Below are 21,480 nucleotides of genomic sequence, written 5' to 3' on the forward strand. Positions count from 1 at the left end.
AAAGGAATAAAATGAATTTACTGAAAAAACTCAAATCGCTGAGAAGAAGCGGTAAAAACGGCACATCTGATCAGGGAAACTATGAAGATAAGCCTTTTGTCGAATCTTCTGCTGATGAAAATGGGCTTTATGGTGAAATAGAACATGATTCTTCCGGTGGTGACAATGTAAATAGTCATGAACAGCCATACGCCCATCGTAATCTGTCTGAAATCGTCCGAAACAATCATGTTGAACCGGGTATTCCGCGAGACTTGACCGCCGGTACAAACAAAAATATGCGTAAAGTCGCTTTCTTGGGTGTCGGCATTGTTGCTGCCGGAGCGGCCGTTGCTGGTCTGATTGCTTTTTCCAGCGGCAATACGGAGCAAACGGCAGAGAGCCAGCCTGCACAAAAAGAAGCCGATGTTGCCGGGAATACCCGACCGAAAGACTTTAATCAGGACAAAGAGAAAATTATGGCGGCAGCGCGTGAGGCAGAGGCAGCCGAAGCAGCTTCCGCGCCGGCTCCTGCTTCGCCGGCATCGGGTACGCCTGCTGCCGAACAGACCACTCTACCGTCAGGAGCGGACAGCCAGCCTTCGGATGCGGCGGTAGGGGGGCACCCTGGTGAAAAACCGGCAGATCCCGTCGAAAGCATCCATGATCGACGTTTGAAAGGAGAGATGTTTGTTGAAACGGATTCTACACATCTTTCCGGTGATAAACAATCCGACAAAGGTGGTGATGCCGGCTCAACCGTCAGTCCTCCATCGGGCGGTTTACTGGGTGAGTCTGATTCTGAAAAATCCTCCGGTTCCGGTTCTTCTTTTGCTGACAAACTGAACCCATCCTTTACACCGTCGACAAATGCCGAGCAACGGGGGGATTTAACCTATCTACTTGCAAAGGGAACCAATCTGCGCTGCGGTTTGGAAACCCGTATTGTGACTACCCAGCCGGGCTTTACACGCTGTGTTGTGTCCCAAGACGTTTATTCTGCAAACGGCAAAGTGTTGCTGGTAGAACGCGGAAGTAAAGTGACCGGTGAACAGACCTCTGCATTGCTGCACGGTCAAGCTATGGTCTTTGTGTTGTGGAACGAGCTGGAAACGCCGTCGGGTGTGAAGGTATCGTTGCGCAGCCCCGGCAGCGGTGCATTAGGCGAATCAGGCCATCGCGCCCGCGTCCGTTACCATTTCTGGCAACGCTTTGGCGGCGCAATCATGATTAGTTTGATTAAAGACGTGGGTACCGGTTTCAGTAACAGCCAGGTAGAGGGCGGCGGCAGCAATAACAATATTTCTTATGAAAATTCCAGTGATGCAGCTCAAGACATGGCCACCGAAGTCTTGAAAAACAGCATCAATATTCCGCCGACCGGCGAAATTAATCAGGGATCGTTGATTAATATTATGGTTGCCCGTGATGTCAATTTCGATCAGGTTTATGAAACCGTTCCCAATCCGATGATGTATTAATTTATTCAACCGAAAGCACCCGCTTAATGCGGGTGCATTTTCTTGTAGGAAAAGGCAATGTATACCGAAATCGGTTCTTCTGTCGGAGCGATCCGCTCTGATGCCACCGTGCGTAATATGCTTGATAAACTGGGGATTTCTGCACTACTAAACCGCCCCGGCGTTACCGAGGTGCTAATCAATCGCCCCGGAGAGTTGTTTTTGGAGACTTCGGCCGGTTTCGAGCGTATTGAAGACGACAAGCTGACACTAACGGCGCTTACCCAGCTGGCGTCAGCTTTGTGCATCTTTAACAGCAAACACCTCTGTTATGAAACGCCGATTCATTCCGTCACACTGCCGGACGGTGAGCGGGGACACATCATGATGCCGCCCTCCTGTGAAGACAAAACACTGGTTTTTGCGTTTCGTAAACCGTCCAACACGCGCTTTGCTTTGGGCGACTATATCAACTCCGGCCGTCTGGATACGTTCAACGACGTTTCGGTTTACGGGACAACGGAGCGTGTGAAACCTTCGGCAATCGAAATAGACAGCCGCGGTGTACGCGATGTGTCCGACAAGATGAAGCTGCCGCATGACGTGGTACTTACCGATTGGCAGTATCGGATGTTGGCGCATAAGGCTGACGGCAATCTGAATGATTTCTTTCAGATGGCTATCGACCACCGTTTGAATATCTGCATGGTCGGCGGCACCGGCTCCGGTAAAACCACTTTTACCAAAGCATTGGTAGACATGATTCCGACGGAGCAGCGGCTGATTACGATTGAAGATACGCATGAATTAAGCACACCAAACCATCCCAACCATGCCCATTTGTTTTACAAGGAGCACATCACGGCCAAGATGATTGTTGCGGCGTGTATGCGTCTCAAGCCCGACCGTATTCTGTTAACGGAGTTGCGCGGGGATGAGGCTTGGGATTATTTATCGGTGTTGAATACCGGCCATCCGGGCGGGATGACTTCCGTCCATGCCAACGACGCGCGCTCCGTACACTATCGGATTGCACAGTTGGCCAAAGAATCGGCTACCGGACAAAGCATGGATTATGATTACATTCTCAACACCGTACGCTCCACCATCGACGTCATCTGCTACTTTGAGAAAACCCGGTTGAAGGAGCTGTACTTCGACCCGGTGGAGAAATTCTATGCCATGAGCGGGCGCTCGTGATGGTTAAAGCACTATTGAAGGCGGCAGGGTGGAGACCTGCCGCTATCGTTTTGCTGACCGTTTCCGTATTGGCCGGTCTGTTTTTCCGGCATCCTTTAGCCGTATCGTCCCGGCCATTTGCCTGCCGGGTTATCGGTATTTCAGACGGAGACACCTTTGCCTGTCTGAAAGAGGGAGAAGACAAAACTTTTGTCCGGCTGTTCGGCATTGATGCCCCCGAAAGGAGGCAGCCTTACGGGAAGAAAGCCAAACAATACTTATCCGGTCAAATCCACGGCAAAACGGTCAGCGTTGTTTCGCACGGCCAAGACCGATACGGCCGTACATTGGGTACGGTATTTCTTGGGCGGACAAACATCAATCTGAAGATGGTACGCTCCGGTTATGCTTGGGTTTACCGTGAGTATACCGACGATGCCGAATTAATCGGGGCGGAGGAGGCGGCAAAATCGGTAAAAGCCGGTTTGTGGGCCGATCCTCATCCGATCAATCCGGCCGACTACCGGAAACAATTTTAAAACATGTGACAGCGTTCTATTACGACACCGCAGAAAAATGCCATGTCATGAGCGGCCTTCTGTAGGGGCTGTTTTTTATTGATGACTTATAAAAGAAAGGTTCTACAATGACTTTGCCTCTTTCCGAAAAAATCAGTTATTTTGTCCGGGCTTCATTTTACGAATCCGATGATAGCGACAATGTTGTATCGGACAAAAAGATTCGTGTTGCAAGCCTTGTATTGGAGTGCCCTCCGTTACGGTGTTGGGAGGACGTTGACCAATATATCCGTCCTGAATTAAAGAACATATGTAAAGAAGAAAACCCGGTTATCGATATAGAGTTGATCACTCCTGTTAGTTGGCCGCAGCAATCCGATATGGTATTGGGTTCTCCGGGTCAAGGCAAAACCGGTATGGGGCTTTCCCTTTCTTCACTATCTAAAATAAATAAAACCAGCTGAAAAAAGGAGGGAGTATGCCATATATCAACAAAATCGAAGTCATGGGCAACTTGGCCAAAGACCCCGAGCTACGTTATATGCCCGACGGTACGCCGACTGCCAAAATCAATGTGGCCGTCGCCGACAGATGGACCGACAAAAAGACCCGGGAACCGAAAGAGCATATCGAGTGGTTTACCGTGTTGCTGTATAACCGTCATGCGGAGGTTGTTTGCCAATATATGAAAAAAGGCGACTGCATTTTGGTGTACGGCAAGCAGCGCTCACGCCGTTATACGGATTCAGGCGGTATCGAGCGATCCGTCAGCGAGGTTATTTGCAATGAAATGCAGATTATCCGTACATCCGGCCATAACAGGCAGGATGCAGATGTCTGTCAAGAGATGAAAGGCGGCTTGTACGGCATGGGATAAAATGGGTTAGGTTATTTCTTATATTTCTATTGTTTATGTCAGATGAATTTTTAAAACGTTGACTTCTCCATGTTCCGAAATTTAGGATGGTTGTTAATTTATATGGCATAGGAGATCGTTTATGAAAACCAAACAGCTATTTCACGCTTTATTTGTTGCTGTAGGCTTGATGGGGGGCGTCTTTATACCATTGGATATAGTACAGGCTGCCTCGTATTTTGCAACTACCGCCGAAGCAACGAAAGCTGCTGAAAAAATCGGTTATAGAAGAACCGTTTATGAAGCTACTAAATCTGCCAAAGTCAAAGGATTGCAGTATATTACTCCTGATGTGGACAACCACAAAGGAGGTGCTTGGAAAGCGGCCAAAACCGTGGCAGGCTTGGGAAGCAAGCAGACCCGCCTCGGAACCTATAATGAAAATTTAACAGTACGTATAGGAGATTGAGATATGAGTGAAATCGTAGAATGGGAAGACAGGCAGAAAAGCATTGCACAAATTATTGAAGAGTTAAAAACCTTTGAGAATCAGGAGCTCGTGGTGGTGGTTACCGATGATGAAGGAGAAACATTCAAAACTGTCAAATTAGTCAGCAAGGGATTTGATGGAAATAAAGTGTATTGCGCCCTGCATATCTGAATTCATACTTATCGGATATTTCCATCGGTATAGTATGATTGAGCAGTCTGAACGCCGTTTCAGACGGTATTCTTTTTATATGCTATCAAAGAATAAATTGCATTGACCGCCTGAGATAGGATCTTCTTTAGAAATATTTGATGCCCGTGCCCGCGAGAGTACGGGCTTTTTTGCGGAGTACGGGTATGAAGTATTTATTGATTGCGGTTATGTGTTTGGCTGTAATGACTGCCGCCATATGCGGCGGTATGTATATCGGCAGCATGGTTTACGCTCAATGGATGGGGCTTAAAGCGGAACCGTCCGTGATGATGTTGTACACCTACTGGCAGTATATAGACGAACTGCCGAAGGGCATGGTTTGGCGGTTGGAGGTTTCAAGTGCCGTTGCCGCCCTGATGCCCGTGGTGGTTTTCGTGTTGATACTGGTTGCGCTGTTTTCGAAGCCCAAGCGGGAGCTGCACGGTTCGGCACGGTTTGCCCGCCGCAGCGAAATAAAAAAAATGAATTTACTGAAAAAGAAATTCGACCCCAAAGAAGCTCCCGACCTGCTCATCGGTAAATACGGAAAAAACTATTTAAGATGGAGCGGAAAGGAGTTTGTTTACCTTGCCGCTCCCACCCGTTCAGGTAAAGGCGTAGGTTTTGTAGTTCCCAATTGCCTACACTACCGGCACAGCATGGTGGTGTACGACCCCAAACTGGAAAACTTCCTGATTACGGCAGGATTTCGTGCCAAGCACGGACAGGCTGTTTACCTGTTTAACCCGGGCGGCCGTATGCCCGAACACGAACGCAACCCGAATGCGCCTTTGGTCAGCCACCGTTGGAATCCGCTGACTTATGTCCGACGCAATCCGGTATATACGTTTAAAGATGCGCAAGGGATTGCAACGATTATGTATCCCGACCCTCCTAACCCCAACGGAAGCGCCATGTTCTTTGTGGAATCGTCACGCAAGCTGTTTTCCGGCTTGTTGATGTATTTGATTGAAACGGAGGGGGAACGGGATTTGAGCCTACCTGAAAACAAAACCACTATGGCCAATCTTTTCAGGCTCGCCAATCCTAAAAACCGCAAAACTTTATCGGAATGGATAAAAGACGAAATCGAGTTGCGGAACCGGCAGGAACATACCCGTCTTAGTGACAACTGCATGACCCTATTAATGGATTTTGCAAACGGAAATGCCAAGACCGGAGCGGATATTGTAGCTACCATGACCGCCTCTTTGAGTATTTTTATTGACCCCGTGGTAGAGGCGGCTACCAGCGATGACGATTTCTTTCTTGATGATGTACGCAAAAAACTCATGACGGTTTATGTGGGTATTCTGCCGACGGAAACCGCCGTATTTTCGCGTTTAACCAATCTGTTTTTCAGTTTGCTGGCCAACGTCAATGTCTATCAAGGCCTGCCTGAAAACAACCCCGATATTTTGAAATACCAGTGTTTGATGATGATGGACGAATTTACCGCCCTCGGTGTGGTGCCGGCTATTGAGCACGGGGTCGCATACATGGCCGGTTACAACATGAGGCTGGCGATTATTTTCCAAACTCCGTCCCAAGTTGAAAAGCTTTACCAAAAAGCCGGTATGCGGACATTCTTTACCAATTTCGGCTGTCAAATCGTGTTTCCCCCGCGGGAACAGGCTGATGCTGAAGAGTACAGCAAACTGATAGGATACGAGACGTTCAAGACTAAATCGACGTCGCGTTCGCACGGCAAAAGCAGCAGCCGCAGTAACAGCGTAAGCGATCAGCGACGTGCTGTCATGAATCCCGACGAATTGAAAATGATGCCGAAAGAGGATTGTATTATCAGCCTAACCAACAGTCGGTCTATTTATGCTAAGAAAATCGTTTACTGGCAAGACCCTGTTTTCAGTAAAAGGGCAAATCTTCCGCCGCCTGCGGTACCGGCGTTGTCAGTTGTTTTACTTAAACGTGCGCCGGAACAAGCGCTGCAACCGGATTATGTATCGCCGGAAGATATGGCGAGCTTTAACTGGAAAGAGGCGGGGAACTCGGAGGACATTGCCCGTTCCGTCCTCACGGCATTGGTTCCGGCAGGAAGTCCGCCGGAATTTGTGGCCCAACTGGTGCCGGTTATTGCCAAGAATTGGGGCGAGGGCAGTTTGGAGCTTATCGCCAAAATATTGAAAGAGACTTCCGGTATATCGGTAGGAAGCGGCCAGCCGAAAGCTGCGGCTTAATTTGGATTTGTATTAAGACGGTCCTTGGCGGCCGTCTGTTTTTTGGAGGTTGATGATGAAGAAAATTGTATTGGTAACGCGTGGCACAGAGCGACAACGTAGCCGGTATATAGCAAGTCAACAAGGTAAAACTAAGTTGTGAGAAAAGTTATGCGTAAATTAATTTTAATTACAGGTGCCGATGAATGTAAGAGAAACCGTGTTATCACACACAAACAAAACACAAGCCATCATGAAATACGCTGTGTTCTATCCCAAGCCGATAAGTTGATGATGCAGGATATTGAAAGCAGTTGGCCGATTGATTTGTATATTAGTATTGAAGATAAGTCTTCCATCTCTCCAGATATTCTTGAAAAAGTTTCCGAAGAGATATTTTTGGAAGAGAAAGATGAGCGATTGTTTGCAGTAACAAACGGAAAGGGCGGTATTAGCCGAGAGGAGATTAACGGCAACGGTTTGCCAAGTTGGGTGCCTATAATAAACACATGTGTAATTATCATTGGCAACACCGATACAGCCAACTCTATTATTCCGCCTGAGGTGACCCACTTTGATGGTTGTGATTCTGCTTTTACTTTCGGTATATTATTATCCACAACAGAATTACACAATCCGTCTGCACACTGCCCTGCTGAAATTGCTTGGAGAATAGACAAGCTTTTCCCTGGACATATAGGCAATATCCTTTATGACCCCAAAACTCGTACTGGAGCTGCTTCCTATCGAGGCACACCCCCGGAAGTGGGCACGATTCGGTATCTTCCTGAAGATAGATAAAACCGCTCCTACCTGTCTGAATTTAATATGCCCATTTATTTTTTAAACCCTTATAAAGCTGCAACCGGAATCTGCTTAATTAACGGTAATACACAGGCCGTCTGAAATTCTTCAGGCGGCCTGTGTATTTCTAGGCGGTTTTTCATAAATATTTAGGAAGAAATGAAATGAAATGAAATTGAAGCGCGAAATACACAACGACAAAATTCACTATGACATCATTCCACGCACACGACTGGTTATTCCTTTGAGTGATTATGAAAGGATGAGAAAAAAAATATACCGTAATCCTCAGTATTGGTTTGAAGAGATTTTCGGGCTGCTCATATGGACGGTCAAAACGGTGTTTTTTGCTCAGGCTGCCGCCTTCTTGATTTGTCTGTGTATTGTGGTTGCGGCAAATTTAGATTTATCCGGCACCGATTTGAAATCGTTTTTCATAGACGTTTGGAACTCAAGCATTGGTCTCACTTTCGGTTTGTTTATATTCAACGTGTTGGTTTGCGCGGCTTTTTCCCTTCGTCCCTTTTCACGCTCGATTTATTACTCCCACCTGGATAATTTAATCGCCAGTGAATATGAAGAAGTAATTACCACAATCGAAATCCCTGCGGACCGGCAGGAAGGCAGATAGCCCCGACATTTCCGGCAAAAAACGTGCAGGTTAAATACGTTTTCAGACGGCCGTTTTAATTTTGGAGAAAATTTATGAGCAACTACGACGACATTCAAAAAGCCCTGAGCTATATTGACCCGCATGACCGGGATGTGTGGGTGAATACCGGCTACTCGATCAAACACGAGTTGGGCGAAAACGGTTTTGATTTATGGGACCAATGGTCACAACAGGCGGACAACTACAACAACCGTGCCGCCCGCAATGTTTGGAAGAGCATCAAAAACCCGACGCGCACCATAGGTTCGCTGTTCCATGATGCACGGAATAACGGCTACCGCCCCGACAAACCCTACACGCCGCCGTCTGCCGAGGAGCAGGCGCGGATTAAGGCGCAAAGGGAAGCAGCCCGTTTGGCCGAAGAGCAGGCGCAGGCAGAGCGGCGGGAGAAGGCAAAAAGTTTGGCGCAAAGCATTTGGTCGCGCGCAACGCCCGCCGACATCAACCATCCCTATTTGGCCGCCAAAGGGATTACCGATCCGGCGGCGGTCGCCGGCCTGCGTCAAAACCTGTATCAGGGCGACAACAATCTGTTGGTACCCGTGGTGCATAACCGTGAAATTGTGAATGTGCAATCCATCAACCAAGACGGCGGCAAGCGGTTTTTGTCGGGCGGGCAGGTACATGGCGGTTTTGCCGTTGTCGGGGATGCCGACAAAATGGAACACGGTATCGTGATTGCGGAAGGCTTTGCCACCGCCGCCAGCATCCATCAGGCTACGGATAAAACCGTGGTTGTAGCGTTCAATGCCGGAAACATGGTGGCCGTATCGGAACGTTTGGCCAAGAGCCTGCCTGATAACGTCCCCGTTACCCTTGCGGTGGATAACGATGCCAGTCAGACAGGTATGAAAAAAGCTTTACAGGCAGCGGCGTATTTCGGCGGTCGGGCGCAGGTTGTCGAACCGGAATTTACCATGACCCAAATCAGACAATATCAACAGGAAAACGGTGTGGACGAACAAGGCCGTCCCAAGCTGCCGAGTGATTTTAACGATCTGCACCGTCTGGCCGGTATCGAAGCCGTGCGTGAAAAAATAGAAACGGCAATCAGACAGTATGAGGTTGATAAAGAGCCGGTGCCGACAACCGGTTTATCCGAACCTGCCGCAGGGCAACCGCCGGAACCCCTGTCTGAACAGGAATGGGCTGCCGTAATTGCCGAAGAAGCGAAAATGCGGGGCATCCCGATGCCCGGACAAACACAACCGGCAGCACACACCGTGCCGCCAACCGAACAAGCCGCCGAAACACCGGCGGCTTTTGTACAGGGAGAAGCCGCAATGAATACCGAGCAGGAAGAAAACCGACAAACCCCGGCACACGAAACATCCGATCCGGCTGCCAACAGTATCGAGTACACCGCCATACGCCCGTCGAAAGAACCGGAGCCGTTGCCGGAGGCCGCACCGGACAAGACCGCCGTAAAAACGGATAGGACAGAAAGTCTAAGTGAAGGGTCGGCGGTTCCGTTGACCGGTTACACGCTGGAAAAGACACCCGAACCCGCCCAAACGGAAAAGACCGAAAACGGGCCGGCGTATGAAACGGTCAAAAAGCCCGTAACCGACCTGAATTACCGCATACCGCCGGAAAGCATCGAAAGCCGTTATGTGGTAGCGGACGGCAAATATCTGTCTGCCGCCAACCATACCACCGTTATGTTTACCGACGCGGGCAAAAAAATCAGCACCGCCAAAACCGACACCCAAACCATCAACGACATGCTTGAGGTGGCCAAAGCCAAAGGCTGGGACAGCATCAAAATCAGCGGCAGCCAAGAGTTTAAGGCCATGATGTATGTGGCGGCGGAAAGTCAGGGTATCCGTACCAGCGGCTACCGGCCTAGCAATGAGGATTTGGCATTACTGAAAAGACTGCGTGAAGAACGGTCGTTAAATACCATAGAACAGCAACCCGAACGCGTACACGCCGTTGCATCGGAGGTGGAAAAAGTCGCGCCGGTTCCTTTCCCGGGCGACAAGCGTAACAGACCGGCCGAAGCCCCGGAGGCTGCTGCGGCAAACGGCGCCGGGGTTGCCCAAGCAGGCGAACGGATTGTCAGCGTCGGTCAGGCACCGTACCGCCACAACCCCGAGAATCAAGACAGCCCGTATATCGTCTTGGAGCGGAACGGCAAAGAACGTACCATCTGGGGCGTAGATATTCCCGATGCAATGGAGCGCAGCGGGGCGGAGGTGGGCGACCGCATCATTCTGCATTCATTGGGTAAGCAGCCGGTGGAAATTGATGTGAACGTCCGGGATGAAAGCGGCCAAGTCATAGGCACCGAGAAAAAAGAAGTCGAACGCAAGCTGTTTAAAATGGAAATCGTTCAGGAACGGGAAGGGCGGGAAAAGGAAGCACCGGATCGGGAGGAGGAGAATGTACCCGGCAAGCCCGATGTTGCGGCCATAGCGAAAGCAGACAAAATGATGTCGCAAAACGAAATCCCGTCCAAAGCGACCATCAACACGTCCCATGCGGCAGACACCCGGCTCGGTGTACCGTTACAGGCAATCGGGCAAAGCGAAATCCCGTCCGAAGTGGCTATCGAAGCAGGGCGCATGAAATCGGCCGCGCTCGATACCCGTTATGCTGCGGCAAAAGCCGGGTATATGGCGAAAGCCGAAAAATTGTCCAAAGCCAACAAACAGCACTTGCAGTTCCACGAACGAAACGTTATGGATACCATCCGCGGACTGAAGGGCGATGCCCGCACATTGGCTTTGGTCAATTATTACGAGCATACCGGAAAAATGATGCACGGGCGCAAGCTGGATTTACCCAAACCTGCGCGTGCACCGGCCCACACCCCCGGGCAACACATTCCGACGCAGCAGCGGACGGAGCGGGAGCACGAACAAAGGCAGACGCCGGAGCCCGAAATCGGCCGTTAATAAACTGACCGCAGCCTGAAACAGCCTGTTTCAGGCTGTTTTGTTTGGAGAGAGATGATGGAGCAAGCAGAAACACGGCAAGCCTTATTTGAAACCGGCCAGTCCGTTAAACACCAAAACCGGCATTTGCGCGAGGTTTACCTTGTGGTGGGCAGGGGAAAGAACGGCAACGGTTATCTGTTGCTGGGAGACGAACCTGTCCGTACACCTTATTTGCAGGCTACCGACGGCTCCGGTTTCGAGCGGGCGGAAGGTTCGGCTTTTCGGGCAGGACTGGTTTACGAAAATACCGATGCGGCAAAGGCATACCGGCTGTTTCAGCAGAACGCGAAGCCGTACCGCAATGAATACGATTTGATTTCGGAGGCCGACTTTTACCGGGCTTTCGGCAAAATCGAACCGGAGCGGCAAGCGGCTGAAAACAGCATAGACCGTGCTGAAAAACATCATTCGGAAAAAATCATTGACCGTTTAGCCGGGTTTCACGGATGGACGAAACAGGATGCTTTGACTGCCGTAAAAAGTGTAGACGGCGTTTCCGAAGGCGGCAATCTGAATCCGCGCGGTACGGAAACCGTTTATGCGCGATTTGACGGCAACGGACGGTACCTGGCTTTGGAAAAAGGATGGGAAACCGTGTTTGATATTGATACGCGGGATGCCCGTACCGAAACGGCGGCAGCCGTATTCAACCGGTTTGCCCAAAAGTCGGAATACGGTATTGCCTTTAAACCGGCCGAAGCAACGGAAATGCTGCTGACGGCCAACAGCGAAGACCGTATCAAACAAGCCCTGACCGAAAACGGTTATGGCTATGTATCAACCACTGCACGTTGGGAAAAGACCGTCGGCAATTTTGATATTACGGCAACATTTATGCAGGGCGAAACCCATCTGCTGACAACCGACCGCCTCAGTCGTGCCACAGAGCACACCAAGTTTCCGTCGCAGGAAACCGATGCGGTAATGGATTATATCGGACGGCAGGAGAAGGCTGCTTTGGCGCACAGCCAAGCCGAACCTTCGGTCGGAAAAGAAGCGGCTTTACCGCCTGAAGAGCGGTTGCAGTTGGCCAAACACCGTTATTTGATGCAGGGCACGACTTTGACTGCTTCCGAAAAGCAGATGCGATCTGTGTTGGAACATGCAATGGAAAACCTGATACACGGCTTGCCGCCTCAGGTGCAGATGCAGGCCCGAACCAACTTTTACGAAAGCCAAATCCAACAACAGGCTCAGAAGTACGATATGGGTGCCGACCTCCATAACGACTATTCGCCCGAACGTTGAGCATTTATGCTTTCGGTCTTAACCGTATGCCTGTCTGAAAACCGTTTTTCAGACAGGCATTTGTTTTGGAGGTGCCATGCCTGAAGCGAAATACGGAGAATTGCCCGGCTACTTTGCGACCGAAGAGCGTTTGGGAGGAAAGGACGCATACGAAGCCGAGAAAACGGCAGGAAAAACGGTGCTCGACTACCGCCAGTGGGTGCAGGTACGCACAGATGAATTTAAAAACTGGTTTGGCGATTGGCAAAACGGTCAAGTTCCTGTCCGGCTGCTTGATAAAAATGGAGAACCGAAAATTTTTTATCCCGACCCTGTTGCGGATACTTATGAGGTTTCCCGCCATATTTGTTACTACGAAACGCAACGGCGGAGCGTAAAAGAGACGATTACCGAATACGTTAAATATGATGACGAAGGCAGAATAATGGGGATATGGCCGCAGCCTAGAGAAGGCTATCTACCCGAGCAGCGCAGCCGGACACGAACATTTTATGAAGATATCGAAAAGTCCAAGACGGTGCATGAAACCCTGAGCTTCAGGCAAGTGGAAGATTGTACATTCCATATACGAATTGAAGGTTCCAACCGTTGGATCGGCGTTTTGGTGTTATCGCCTGAAGATGGAGAAAACGGCTTCCGTAGCAACCGCCCGTTGGCCAAACAGGACGGGAGCCGTTATTTCGTACCGTTTCGTGTCGAAATAGAGAAAGATTACCGGAGCAAAGGCGTGGGAACTGCGCTTTACCGCTTTGCCGAACAGTGTATAGGAGAAGAAATCTATCCCGCCCGTTCGCAGACGGATGCAGCCAAAGGGTTATGGGAGAAACGCAACCGGCAGGGTGGCTTCGGCGGTTATTTTATGAATGCGGACGGACAGATGAAGTCCGCCGTCAATAACAGCGGTTTGTTCGACCGGAGCAACTCCGATACCGGCGATACACTGCCGCAGGAAATACTGGACAAAGCCCGCCGTACTTATCAAGGGCTGCGTGCAACAGCGGCACCTGAAGCGGAAAAGCAGCGTTTCACAATGTTGGAGCAACTAATGGAAAAAACAGTTTCTGGTTTGCCTGCCGATGTGCGGATGCAGGCACGGATTAACTTTTATCAGTCGCAAATCAGGGATGCCGGAAAAACATATGACTTATCGGATGAACGGAACATAGAAACCGGTATAGACCGTTGATTTTCTGATTAAGTCCGTCTAAAAAGCTTGCCTCTTTTGAAGGGCAGGCTTTTTCTTTGTTGATGACAATTAGGGTGTCTATCATGCCGAAAAAATTTGATGTGTACGGTTTGTCCGATGAAGAAATCAAAGCTTTGCGCGAACTCGCTTTCAAACGGTACGGCAAGGCCAGCGTGTCTCTGTTGGCCAAGAAACTGTTACAGGCTCAGTTGGTACCGGCTGACGAACCCGAACCGGTTAAGTTGCCGCCACCCAAATGCAAAAAGCGCATCACCCTGCGCTTGCCGGATAAAGACCGCGCCTATCTTGAGGCGGCAGCGGAGACACGTCGCGGCTCCATTAACGATGTCGTCAGAGACATTATCCAATCCCATATCTCGCATTATCCGATTTTGTCGGCATTTGAAGCCGATGTGCTGTCGCAATCCAACTATCAGTTGGTCATGATAGGCCGCAATCTTAACCAAATCGCCCGCCGTCTAAATGCGGGTGAAAACGTATCTTTAAGCAGCCAACAGATCAGTGACTTGAAGAAGTTTATCGAAGCCCACGTCGGCAAAGTAAACCATGTGCTGCAAACCAACCGCCGCCGCAAGCGGGAGTAGCCGGAAGGGAGTAAAGATGACATTGCACCGTAAAATAGACGATTGGTTTTTGGGTTATAAAACCCGGGCTGTCAAAGCCAAAAAAGACGGTAGTCTTTATTTCGGTAATGACCGCAGTAAACATTCCAAACCTTTAAAGCCCGGCAGCGGTTTGGCCAACCTGCGTGCTGCCGCACTCAAACATCCCGAAGTGATGGTTAAAATCCCCAAGCGGCTCAGTAACAACTCCAAAGGCATGAAAGGTGTCCGCAACCATTTGGATTATGTATCGCGTAACGGCGAAGTGCCGCTGGAGACGCAATCCGGCGAAAAGCTGGTTGGTAAACGGGCAGTCATGGGTTTTGCAGACGATTGGCGGAAACTCGGTATCCCCGAAGAGAGCAAGCATAAAGAAGCCCTTAACATCGTGTTATCCATGCCCGAAGGTACACTACCCGACGCGGTATTGAATGCCGCCCGCAACTTTGCCGCCGAACAGTTTGCCGGACATCAATATGTATTCGGCCTACACCACGACAGCCACGATCCCGACGAGCCGAAACACCCCCACGTCCACCTGTGCGTGTTGATGCGCGACGAGTTCGGGCGGCGGCTCAATCCGCGCAAAGCGGATTTGTTCGAGTGGCGCGTCCGTTTTGCGGAAAAGTTGCGCGAAGAAGGCGTGCTGTGCGCGGCCACCAAGCGGCAGCACCGGGGTAAGGTACAGAAACCGGAAAACAGCCTGCTGCGGGCCATGCGTCAGCGCGGGGTGTTTACGAATGCGGCAAGGCAACAGGCGGTTGAGTTGATGGAAGCACTGAAAAACAATGATCGCCCCAAACATCCGTATCTAAAAGAAACCATGCAGACGCGTGGCATTATCCTGGAGCAATATGGTCTGATAGCCAAAGAGCTTTACAAGATGGGGCATAAAAGCGAAGCGCGGATAATCAGCAAACTGGCAAAAGAAGTGGCCGGGCAATCGTTTGATACCAAAGCGCAAAACCAGTACGACACCATACGAGGTAAGCAGCCGGAGCTTGAGAAGCTGCAACAGAAATTGGCGGAACATGGTAAAAACAAGCAAGAGAAAGATATATCGCGCTGAGTTTTATTTGTACAGTTTGCCTAAATTAGCTAAAATGTAAAACAAATTTATCGGCAAAACAAAGGAAATGCTATGCGAATCATGACTGCCAGCAATGCGCAAAACAATTTCGGCGACCTGTTGGACACCGTCCGCCGCGAACCGGTTTTGCTGACTAAAAACAAGCGTCCCGTCGGCGTATTTGTTTCTTTGGAGGATTTGCAGGGGACTTATCTGGCCGATATGTTGGTCGAGAAAGAAAACGGCTACGACGACTGGTTGCAGGCCAAAGTTGAACAATCTCTGACGCGTTTCGAGCAAAACGGCAGCGCAGGCCGAGAATCAGCGGTTGTTCATGCGGATACTTTGGATAGCATCCGCAACAAGCTGAAAAACCGTTGAGCGGAAAATGTACAGGATAATTTATGAACCTGAAGCGGAATCGGATTTGTTGTCTGTTTTGTCGTACTATGCCGATGAGGGCGGTATAAGTTTGGCAGAAATCATCAGCCGCCGTATAGAGACGGCACTGGAAGGATTGGCTTATTTTCCTTACCGTGCGGTTGAGAGTGCTTTGGTTGAAGGTACGCGCGAATATTTTGTCGGCAATCTGCCTTATACAGCATTCATTAAAATAGATGAAAACAGCAAAACCGTGTATGTGTTGAATATCGTACATACTGCACGGAAATTTCCCTGATTTCGACAGATACCTGTCAATTCCATTCAGGAACAAAACCGCAGTTGTGGTCTAAAATTGAGCCGCTCACGGTTTCACCTGCTCGGTTTTGTATGATATTGAACAAGATCGGATTATCTACCGTAAAAACACCTTGCATCTGCAAGGTGTTTTTTCTTTTTGTAAAGAAAGGTGTACTCATGATTTCTTACACCCAATCTGACAACGGCCGCCTGTTTACCGGCGACTGCCGCCTTGTACTCCCTCGGTTGGCTCAGCAAGGCGTGAAAGTTCAAACCTGCATTACCTCACCGCCGTATTACGGTTTGCGTGATTACGGTTGTGACGGACAAATCGGCTTGGAGCCGACAGTAAACGAGTATGTCGGCAACCTAGTGGAAGTATTCCGCATGGTGCGCGATGTATTGGCCGATGACGGAACCTTATGGCTCAACCTCGGCGACAGTTATGCAGGCAGCGGCAAAGGCCGCAATGCCGACGGCAGCCCGTTTAGCGGGTATCAAGATTCGTTTCAGACAAACGCCCAACTGACAGGCCGTCTGAAAAGCACACCGCTGTCAGACGGCCTCAAAGCCAAAGACCTGATCGGCATTCCGTGGCGCGTTGCCCTGGCTTTGCAGGCAGACGGCTGGTATCTGCGCCAAGATATTATTTGGCATAAAACCAATCCGATGCCCGAATCCGTCACCGACCGCTGCGTCCGCTCACACGAATATCTCTTTCTGCTTTCCAAAAACAGCCGTTACTACTTCTATCACGAAGCCATCCGGGAATCTTCGGACAGTTACGGACGCCCCGGAGCAAACCGGCAAAATGATTTTTGTCGGACGAAAGGAAAATACACGGCAACGCCGAATCCCGGCCAAAGTGCGACCCAACACCGCAGTAACCGCGAACACACCCCCGCAAGACCGCTGCGTAACAAACGCAGTGTATGGCCGGTATCCACCGTAGCCGCCCGGCACGACCATTTGGCGGCTTTCCCGCCGAAGCTGATCGAGCCGTGTATTTTGGCCGGTTCCCGCCCGGGCGATTGGGTGCTGGATCCGTTTTCGGGCAGCGGCACGGTGGCGGAAACAGCCAACCGTTTGGGGCGAAAGTGGATAGGTATAGAACTGAATCCCGCTTTTGCCGCATTGCATCAAGAACGGACGGCACAAATGGCAATCGGATGGGCATTGTGACAAATACGGGCGGCAATATTTTTTTGGAGGTTTGATATGGCTTTTTACATTGAATCCGGTTGCGCCCTTCACGAATCCGAAGACCTTGATTCCGCTTTACGGGATTTTTGCGCACATGAACATTTGGGCGCGCGTCTCTACTTAATCAATGATGCGGGGGAAAAGGAATATTGGTTTTGGGATTTTGGGCATCGGTACGGCTGTTTTCAGACGGCCTGTTTTGATGCCGACGGTCTTTTCCCGTCCGATTATCAGCAAGTGAATTGCGAGAGTGATTTGGATAATGGTTGTAAGGATGAACCGAGTGGTGTGGGTTCTCCGCGCTTTAAAAGCGGTTCGGATCAAGATTGTCAAAAAATCCCATTTTAACTACCGTTGAGATAAATAAGCCGCCTATCACGGCTGCCAACCTGTCTCGGACACTCGTATTTTTAAGAGGTTTGATATGGCCAACAGCAATATCGAATGGACGGAACGTACATGGAATCCCATAACCGGCTGCACCAAAATATCGCCCGGATGCAAAAACTGCTACGCCGAATCAATGGCGAAGCGTTTGCAATCCATGAATACGCCCGGTTATGAAAACGGTTTTGCCCTTACCCTGATGGAAGGCCGTCTGAAAGAACCCGCCGGCAGAAAAAAGCCGACGGTTTATTTTGTGAACTCCATGTCCGACACGTTTCACGAAGACGTGCCGTTTACCTACATTGACCGTATCTTTGAAACCATCCGCCAAACGCCGCAGCACACTTATCAGGTGTTGACTAAACGGGCGGAGAGAATGGCGGAATATTTTGCTATGCGAACCGTCCCTGAAAACGTATGGCTCGGCGTATCGGTGGAGGACCGGCGTTACGGGCTGCCCCGGATCGAATTGCTGAGAAGTATTCCGGCGACAGTCCGCTTTATTTCCTGTGAACCGCTGCTGGAAAATTTGGTTGATGAGGAAAATTTTCTGATATATATTTCATATATATTTGAAAGGAGATTGAAAATGGCACAATTTATTATGAATGTTCCCGATGCCGAAAAAGAGGCATTTATGGAAGCCGCCCGCCTGTCTGATCGCAATGCCTCCCAACTGGTACGGGAATTTATGCGCGATTTCATCGAAAAACAGCGTTATGAAGCCTATGTACGCGCAGAAGTGGAAAAAGGCTTGGCTGATATTGCTGCTGGACGGGTGCTTGAGCATTCGGAAGTTTGTAAAAAAATGGAAGAAAAATTTGCCCGATGGGCTGCCGAGAAGGCGTCTGAGTGAAAATCATTTGGTCAGGGCAAGCATCTGAACAGTTAGACAAGTTATTGGACGCTCGAAAAGATTTTGCAGGTATGTATTCTGCACAAAAAGCTTTTCAGGAGATTGAACGGCTGTTGGATTTGGCCGCTTCACAACCGTACATGGGCAAGCCGGGTATGGTCGAAAACACCCGCGAGCTTTATCCGTTGCGCTACCGCATCGTTTACACGGTGTCGGAAAAACACCTGACCGTTGTTGCCGTACTGCCCCAATGGCAAAAATGGCCTGATGAGTAAATTAATCTAAATTCATAATCTGTAATTGTCGGAAGGCAGTCTGAAATTCAGACGGCCTTTTTCACTATTCGAGCCATACCGCCCAGATACCGCAGTCCGGGCTTATTTTTCGGAGTAAGCTCATGGAGAATGAAAGCAAGCTCGGTCGCAGTAAACGCATGGAAATTTTGCAGAGGTCTTTGGCCAAAAAGCAGACTGCTTTCGACAACAAAATACAGGCGCATTTCGACGACGTACAGTCTGAGAACGGCCAACCGCTTAACGATAAGCGCAACGGGCAAGTAACTATGAACCGTTGTGAACGGCAGAACGCGAGTTTGCGCACCCTTCAAAAAAGCATCGAAAAAACAGAGGCAGCCATCGAGAGGGAGCAGCGGAAAATAGATCATATTGCACGCACCCAGATTCCAGCCCATGTTGGAAGCGGGAGAAATTACGCAGTGGCGCAAGTATCCCAACCGCTTTTTTGTGACGGGCGTGGAGAAAGCCCGTATTGTGTGGCACGAAGACAAAGAGGAATTTAACTACAATCACTTGCAAGGCGTTAAGGGCGAGCAATACGCCAAGTTCCGCGATACCTATAACCATATCCATGCCCTGCATAGGCCGGAACGTGAACAAACACCGACAACAAACGGTATGCAAAATCCCGGTCTAGACCGTGCAGAGTAAAGACACATCCGAACCAATGACGACGATCACCAACAGTGGCAGCCGGCAACAACTGGTATCAGCCTGCCTGATACGCCAGTTCGGAGCCAGCACCGGCAGCGACATTGCCGCACCGATGGGTACGGTCATGACCAATGGTGGCGGTGGTAAAACTTCACTGGCTGTTTGTGAGCTGGGCAATGCCGAAGAACGTGCGCTCAGAGTTGCCTCATTCCTGATTAACTATTGCGGTAACAGTGACGTCAGCAATCTGTCAGCCCCGATAGATGATCTGACGACCGAAGACCTATTATCGTTGGTTAAGGTTTATGTGAATAAAGAACCTTATTACATTGTGGACATAACCCTGCGTATGTTGCTGCCCAAAGAGCTTTACAAGGCTCAGGGATTTCCCGACGATTACGTCTTTGACCACGACCATACTGGCAAACCTCTGACCAAAACCGCCCAGGTGAGGATGTGCGGCAACTCCGTATCGCCGCCGCCGATGGCCGCGTTGATTCGTGCGAATTACAAACCCGGTAAGATGGGCAGACAGGAAAAACAAGCGGCATAAGTCCGATTTTTGTTACTGTGGGCCGAATGTCTGTTTACTTTTATGATGAACCTTTTTGAGAAAGCCCCTGCCGCCATACATTCTGTGTATGGCGGCAGGGGCTTTTTTGCGTTTTTCTAGAACCTTTCATGTGCCGGAAAAGGTCGTGGTGTTTACATTTTAATTATGCCAGATGGCTTTTGTTTTGTGCTGAAATGATTGTTTCGTGATTTTTGAGCATTCTCAAGAACGATGCGGCTTCGCGTGCCTTTCGGTATTCTTGACAACCTTCAACAATCCCCAAATGGATCTTCAAGCAAAAAACGAAAGTGTAAACAATGTTAGGATTTTCTACATCAACCTCATACTGGCCTTTTTCTATTATGAAAAGTTGCACTTCAAATTTGAATCAGCTCCTGTCTAAAAACTACGACAGGTAAAATTTTGGTTTTAAGCTAATGAAACCGATGGTTTGTAAATAAATTCGCTTAATCATTTATATTTATTAAAAATATTTAATTTAATTAAATTGAGTGTGATGTTTGTAATTATTTTGTAAAGATGTTATTGTATTGCATGTCTGTTATGTTTGCGCGGGCATCAACACCCTAATTATTACACCTGAATATACTACATACAGGAATAGGAATATCCATGTTGGCATTGGCCGTATTGTTTGGTTTATTAGTTTGGCTTGGCCTGACGGTTTTGGCTGCTTATTTGTGCGGAAAGCTTACTTCGAAGCTGGGTTTGGGAAGACGGATAGGCCGGTTTGTCGGGTTTATGCTGCTGATGGGCGGTTGGATGGTTAGTTGGACTATGGAATATTGGACGCTTCGGCAGACTGCGCAGGAGTGGTGTAAAAATTCAGGTTTTACCGTTTATGTTACGCCTGAAGAATATTGGGCAAAAATCAGTGAACAAGAACGGCAGGATTTGGAAACTGTCCAGGAACCAATAGAAGATGAGAGGGTATTGGTGTTTGAAGATAGAAAATATAAAGCATCATATAGATATAATAATAGACTTGTTAATTACAGACATAACGAATATAAGCCATATATAGTAGCGAATTACCAAGTTTTTTATGATGAAAAAGACAGGGTTGCTTTATTTAAAATTATGGAAGTCAGCGTAGGCGTGCCTGCAATAGCTAATAATTTACAAGGATTGAAATTTTGGCTTGAGACGGTTCAAGGCTGTGATTCATTTGATGAATGGGAGCTTAAAAAACAATATTTAAGATAACTACTAAGTGCGACAAGTAATTTTTAATATATTCTTGAAAGGGGTTTTTAATGAGTATTAATAATATATCGAACTATGTTTTATTGGCTGAAACAGCGTATGCCGATTTTTCCAAGGTAAAATTTTCAGACGAAGATCAGATAAAGGCCGCTATTGCAAATGAAAGATAAAGAAGATCATGAACACTCCATTTAATTATTACAACTGAATTTATTTATACACAGGAA

At 48.9% G+C, this 21,480-nt stretch carries 25 protein-coding genes; 24 read left to right on the top strand and 1 reads right to left on the bottom strand.

Annotation, left to right across the window (positions count from 1 at the left end; translation table 11 throughout):
- Positions 1–11 precede the first annotated feature (11 nt).
- The 21 genes from virB10 (at position 12) to AKG09_RS02030 (ending at position 18,798) form a co-directional block, all read left to right on the top strand.
- Positions 12–1,460 (top strand): type IV secretion system protein VirB10, encoded by a 1,449-nt coding sequence (gene virB10 / locus AKG09_RS01930; protein WP_054617801.1) that lies wholly within the window; start codon positions 12–14, stop codon positions 1,458–1,460.
- Positions 1,461–1,517: 57 nt separating this feature from the next.
- On the top strand, positions 1,518–2,639 hold the full coding sequence (locus AKG09_RS01935) for an ATPase, T2SS/T4P/T4SS family (protein WP_054617802.1): 1,122 nt from the start codon (positions 1,518–1,520) through the stop codon (positions 2,637–2,639).
- On the top strand, positions 2,639–3,157 hold the full coding sequence (locus tag AKG09_RS01940; RefSeq protein WP_082391721.1) for a thermonuclease family protein: 519 nt from the start codon (positions 2,639–2,641) through the stop codon (positions 3,155–3,157). The genes AKG09_RS01935 and AKG09_RS01940 overlap by 1 nt, the downstream gene beginning before the upstream one ends.
- 107 nt (positions 3,158–3,264) lie before the next feature.
- The gene (locus AKG09_RS01945) at positions 3,265–3,600 is read left to right on the top strand and encodes a hypothetical protein (protein ID WP_054617803.1); all 336 of its coding nucleotides are present in this window, start codon (positions 3,265–3,267) and stop codon (positions 3,598–3,600) included.
- Positions 3,601–3,614: 14 nt separating this feature from the next.
- The gene (locus tag AKG09_RS01950) at positions 3,615–4,013 is read left to right on the top strand and encodes a single-stranded DNA-binding protein (protein WP_054617804.1); all 399 of its coding nucleotides are present in this window, start codon (positions 3,615–3,617) and stop codon (positions 4,011–4,013) included.
- Positions 4,014–4,134: 121 nt separating this feature from the next.
- Positions 4,135–4,461, top strand: a complete 327-nt coding sequence (locus tag AKG09_RS01955) for a toxin C-terminal domain-containing protein (RefSeq protein WP_054617805.1) — start codon at positions 4,135–4,137, stop codon at positions 4,459–4,461.
- A 3-nt stretch (positions 4,462–4,464) separates the two neighbouring features.
- On the top strand, positions 4,465–4,653 hold the full coding sequence (locus AKG09_RS01960) for a hypothetical protein (protein WP_054617806.1): 189 nt from the start codon (positions 4,465–4,467) through the stop codon (positions 4,651–4,653).
- Between the two features lie 185 nt (positions 4,654–4,838).
- On the top strand, positions 4,839–6,872 hold the full coding sequence (locus AKG09_RS01965; protein WP_054617807.1) for a type IV secretory system conjugative DNA transfer family protein: 2,034 nt from the start codon (positions 4,839–4,841) through the stop codon (positions 6,870–6,872).
- 150 nt (positions 6,873–7,022) lie between these two features.
- A complete protein-coding gene (locus tag AKG09_RS01970; RefSeq protein WP_156320768.1) occupies positions 7,023–7,652 on the top strand; it encodes a hypothetical protein in 630 nt (209 codons plus the stop codon).
- 172 nt (positions 7,653–7,824) lie between these two features.
- Positions 7,825–8,286, top strand: a complete 462-nt coding sequence (locus AKG09_RS01975; RefSeq protein WP_054617809.1) for a hypothetical protein — start codon at positions 7,825–7,827, stop codon at positions 8,284–8,286.
- 74 nt (positions 8,287–8,360) lie between these two features.
- Positions 8,361–11,228, top strand: a complete 2,868-nt coding sequence (locus AKG09_RS01980) for an LPD7 domain-containing protein (protein WP_054617810.1) — start codon at positions 8,361–8,363, stop codon at positions 11,226–11,228.
- Positions 11,229–11,282: 54 nt separating this feature from the next.
- Complete coding sequence (locus AKG09_RS01985) at positions 11,283–12,518, top strand: hypothetical protein (RefSeq protein WP_156320769.1); 1,236 nt, start codon at positions 11,283–11,285, stop codon at positions 12,516–12,518.
- A 76-nt stretch (positions 12,519–12,594) separates the two neighbouring features.
- Positions 12,595–13,704, top strand: a complete 1,110-nt coding sequence (locus AKG09_RS01990) for a hypothetical protein (protein ID WP_054617812.1) — start codon at positions 12,595–12,597, stop codon at positions 13,702–13,704.
- Between the two features lie 83 nt (positions 13,705–13,787).
- Positions 13,788–14,309: a plasmid mobilization relaxosome protein MobC gene (gene mobC, locus AKG09_RS01995; protein ID WP_054617813.1), complete on the top strand. Its 522-nt coding sequence runs from the start codon at positions 13,788–13,790 to the stop codon at positions 14,307–14,309.
- A gap of 16 nt (positions 14,310–14,325) precedes the next feature.
- A complete protein-coding gene (locus AKG09_RS02000) occupies positions 14,326–15,396 on the top strand; it encodes a hypothetical protein (protein ID WP_054617814.1) in 1,071 nt (356 codons plus the stop codon).
- A 72-nt stretch (positions 15,397–15,468) separates the two neighbouring features.
- Positions 15,469–15,777, top strand: a complete 309-nt coding sequence (locus tag AKG09_RS02005) for a type II toxin-antitoxin system Phd/YefM family antitoxin (RefSeq protein WP_054617815.1) — start codon at positions 15,469–15,471, stop codon at positions 15,775–15,777.
- Between the two features lie 7 nt (positions 15,778–15,784).
- Positions 15,785–16,075 carry a type II toxin-antitoxin system RelE/ParE family toxin gene (locus AKG09_RS02010; protein ID WP_054617816.1) on the top strand — a complete coding sequence of 97 codons (291 nt, stop codon included), beginning with the start codon at positions 15,785–15,787 and terminating at the stop codon, positions 16,073–16,075.
- 179 nt (positions 16,076–16,254) lie between these two features.
- Complete coding sequence (locus AKG09_RS02015; RefSeq protein ID WP_054617817.1) at positions 16,255–17,259, top strand: site-specific DNA-methyltransferase; 1,005 nt, start codon at positions 16,255–16,257, stop codon at positions 17,257–17,259.
- Positions 17,260–17,295: 36 nt separating this feature from the next.
- Positions 17,296–17,628, top strand: a complete 333-nt coding sequence (locus tag AKG09_RS02020; protein ID WP_054617818.1) for a hypothetical protein — start codon at positions 17,296–17,298, stop codon at positions 17,626–17,628.
- A 76-nt stretch (positions 17,629–17,704) separates the two neighbouring features.
- The gene (locus AKG09_RS12120; protein WP_231623881.1) at positions 17,705–18,523 is read left to right on the top strand and encodes a DUF5131 family protein; all 819 of its coding nucleotides are present in this window, start codon (positions 17,705–17,707) and stop codon (positions 18,521–18,523) included.
- Positions 18,520–18,798 carry a type II toxin-antitoxin system RelE/ParE family toxin gene (locus tag AKG09_RS02030; RefSeq protein ID WP_054617819.1) on the top strand — a complete coding sequence of 93 codons (279 nt, stop codon included), beginning with the start codon at positions 18,520–18,522 and terminating at the stop codon, positions 18,796–18,798. Before AKG09_RS12120 ends, AKG09_RS02030 begins: the two co-directional genes overlap by 4 nt.
- Before the next feature lie 47 nt (positions 18,799–18,845).
- On the opposite strand, the gene AKG09_RS02035 is transcribed toward AKG09_RS02030, so the two are convergent.
- Positions 18,846–19,214 (bottom strand): hypothetical protein, encoded by a 369-nt coding sequence (locus tag AKG09_RS02035; RefSeq protein WP_054617820.1) that lies wholly within the window; start codon positions 19,212–19,214, stop codon positions 18,846–18,848.
- Here AKG09_RS02035 and AKG09_RS02040 point away from each other — a divergent pair.
- The 3 genes from AKG09_RS02040 (at position 19,213) to AKG09_RS02055 (ending at position 21,253) form a co-directional block, all read left to right on the top strand.
- Positions 19,213–19,470 carry a hypothetical protein gene (locus AKG09_RS02040; RefSeq protein WP_054617821.1) on the top strand — a complete coding sequence of 86 codons (258 nt, stop codon included), beginning with the start codon at positions 19,213–19,215 and terminating at the stop codon, positions 19,468–19,470. The genes AKG09_RS02035 and AKG09_RS02040 overlap by 2 nt on opposite strands.
- A gap of 16 nt (positions 19,471–19,486) precedes the next feature.
- Positions 19,487–20,026 (top strand): DNA cytosine methyltransferase, encoded by a 540-nt coding sequence (locus AKG09_RS12125; RefSeq protein WP_231623882.1) that lies wholly within the window; start codon positions 19,487–19,489, stop codon positions 20,024–20,026.
- A 633-nt stretch (positions 20,027–20,659) separates the two neighbouring features.
- Positions 20,660–21,253 carry a hypothetical protein gene (locus AKG09_RS02055; RefSeq protein WP_054617823.1) on the top strand — a complete coding sequence of 198 codons (594 nt, stop codon included), beginning with the start codon at positions 20,660–20,662 and terminating at the stop codon, positions 21,251–21,253.
- Positions 21,254–21,480: the final 227 nt, after the last annotated feature.

Origin of the sequence: Neisseria sp. 83E34, assembly GCF_001308015.1 — a bacterium.
Classification (GTDB): domain Bacteria; phylum Pseudomonadota; class Gammaproteobacteria; order Burkholderiales; family Neisseriaceae; genus Neisseria.

Bases quoted from the DNA above. Each gene is read 5' to 3' on its own strand.
- AKG09_RS02010 (WP_054617816.1), top strand. From the start codon at position 15,785: ATGTACAGGATAATTTATGAACCTGAAGCGGAATCGGATTTGTTGTCT.
- AKG09_RS01950 (WP_054617804.1), top strand. From the start codon at position 3,615: ATGCCATATATCAACAAAATCGAAGTCATGGGCAACTTGGCCAAAGAC.
- AKG09_RS01980 (WP_054617810.1), top strand. From the start codon at position 8,361: ATGAGCAACTACGACGACATTCAAAAAGCCCTGAGCTATATTGACCCG.
- mobC (WP_054617813.1), top strand. From the start codon at position 13,788: ATGCCGAAAAAATTTGATGTGTACGGTTTGTCCGATGAAGAAATCAAA.
- virB10 (WP_054617801.1), top strand. From the start codon at position 12: ATGAATTTACTGAAAAAACTCAAATCGCTGAGAAGAAGCGGTAAAAAC.
- AKG09_RS02005 (WP_054617815.1), top strand. From the start codon at position 15,469: ATGCGAATCATGACTGCCAGCAATGCGCAAAACAATTTCGGCGACCTG.
- AKG09_RS01970 (WP_156320768.1), top strand. From the start codon at position 7,023: ATGCGTAAATTAATTTTAATTACAGGTGCCGATGAATGTAAGAGAAAC.
- AKG09_RS12120 (WP_231623881.1), top strand. From the start codon at position 17,705: ATGGCCAACAGCAATATCGAATGGACGGAACGTACATGGAATCCCATA.
- AKG09_RS02035 (WP_054617820.1), bottom strand. From the start codon at position 19,214: ATGGGCTGGAATCTGGGTGCGTGCAATATGATCTATTTTCCGCTGCTC.
- AKG09_RS01960 (WP_054617806.1), top strand. From the start codon at position 4,465: ATGAGTGAAATCGTAGAATGGGAAGACAGGCAGAAAAGCATTGCACAA.
- AKG09_RS02020 (WP_054617818.1), top strand. From the start codon at position 17,296: ATGGCTTTTTACATTGAATCCGGTTGCGCCCTTCACGAATCCGAAGAC.
- AKG09_RS02015 (WP_054617817.1), top strand. From the start codon at position 16,255: ATGATTTCTTACACCCAATCTGACAACGGCCGCCTGTTTACCGGCGAC.
- AKG09_RS12125 (WP_231623882.1), top strand. From the start codon at position 19,487: ATGACGACGATCACCAACAGTGGCAGCCGGCAACAACTGGTATCAGCC.
- AKG09_RS02055 (WP_054617823.1), top strand. From the start codon at position 20,660: ATGTTGGCATTGGCCGTATTGTTTGGTTTATTAGTTTGGCTTGGCCTG.
- AKG09_RS02000 (WP_054617814.1), top strand. From the start codon at position 14,326: ATGACATTGCACCGTAAAATAGACGATTGGTTTTTGGGTTATAAAACC.
- AKG09_RS01975 (WP_054617809.1), top strand. From the start codon at position 7,825: ATGAAATTGAAGCGCGAAATACACAACGACAAAATTCACTATGACATC.
- AKG09_RS01945 (WP_054617803.1), top strand. From the start codon at position 3,265: ATGACTTTGCCTCTTTCCGAAAAAATCAGTTATTTTGTCCGGGCTTCA.
- AKG09_RS02040 (WP_054617821.1), top strand. From the start codon at position 19,213: ATGTTGGAAGCGGGAGAAATTACGCAGTGGCGCAAGTATCCCAACCGC.
- AKG09_RS01965 (WP_054617807.1), top strand. From the start codon at position 4,839: ATGAAGTATTTATTGATTGCGGTTATGTGTTTGGCTGTAATGACTGCC.
- AKG09_RS01940 (WP_082391721.1), top strand. From the start codon at position 2,639: ATGGTTAAAGCACTATTGAAGGCGGCAGGGTGGAGACCTGCCGCTATC.
- AKG09_RS01985 (WP_156320769.1), top strand. From the start codon at position 11,283: ATGATGGAGCAAGCAGAAACACGGCAAGCCTTATTTGAAACCGGCCAG.
- AKG09_RS01935 (WP_054617802.1), top strand. From the start codon at position 1,518: ATGTATACCGAAATCGGTTCTTCTGTCGGAGCGATCCGCTCTGATGCC.
- AKG09_RS01990 (WP_054617812.1), top strand. From the start codon at position 12,595: ATGCCTGAAGCGAAATACGGAGAATTGCCCGGCTACTTTGCGACCGAA.
- AKG09_RS01955 (WP_054617805.1), top strand. From the start codon at position 4,135: ATGAAAACCAAACAGCTATTTCACGCTTTATTTGTTGCTGTAGGCTTG.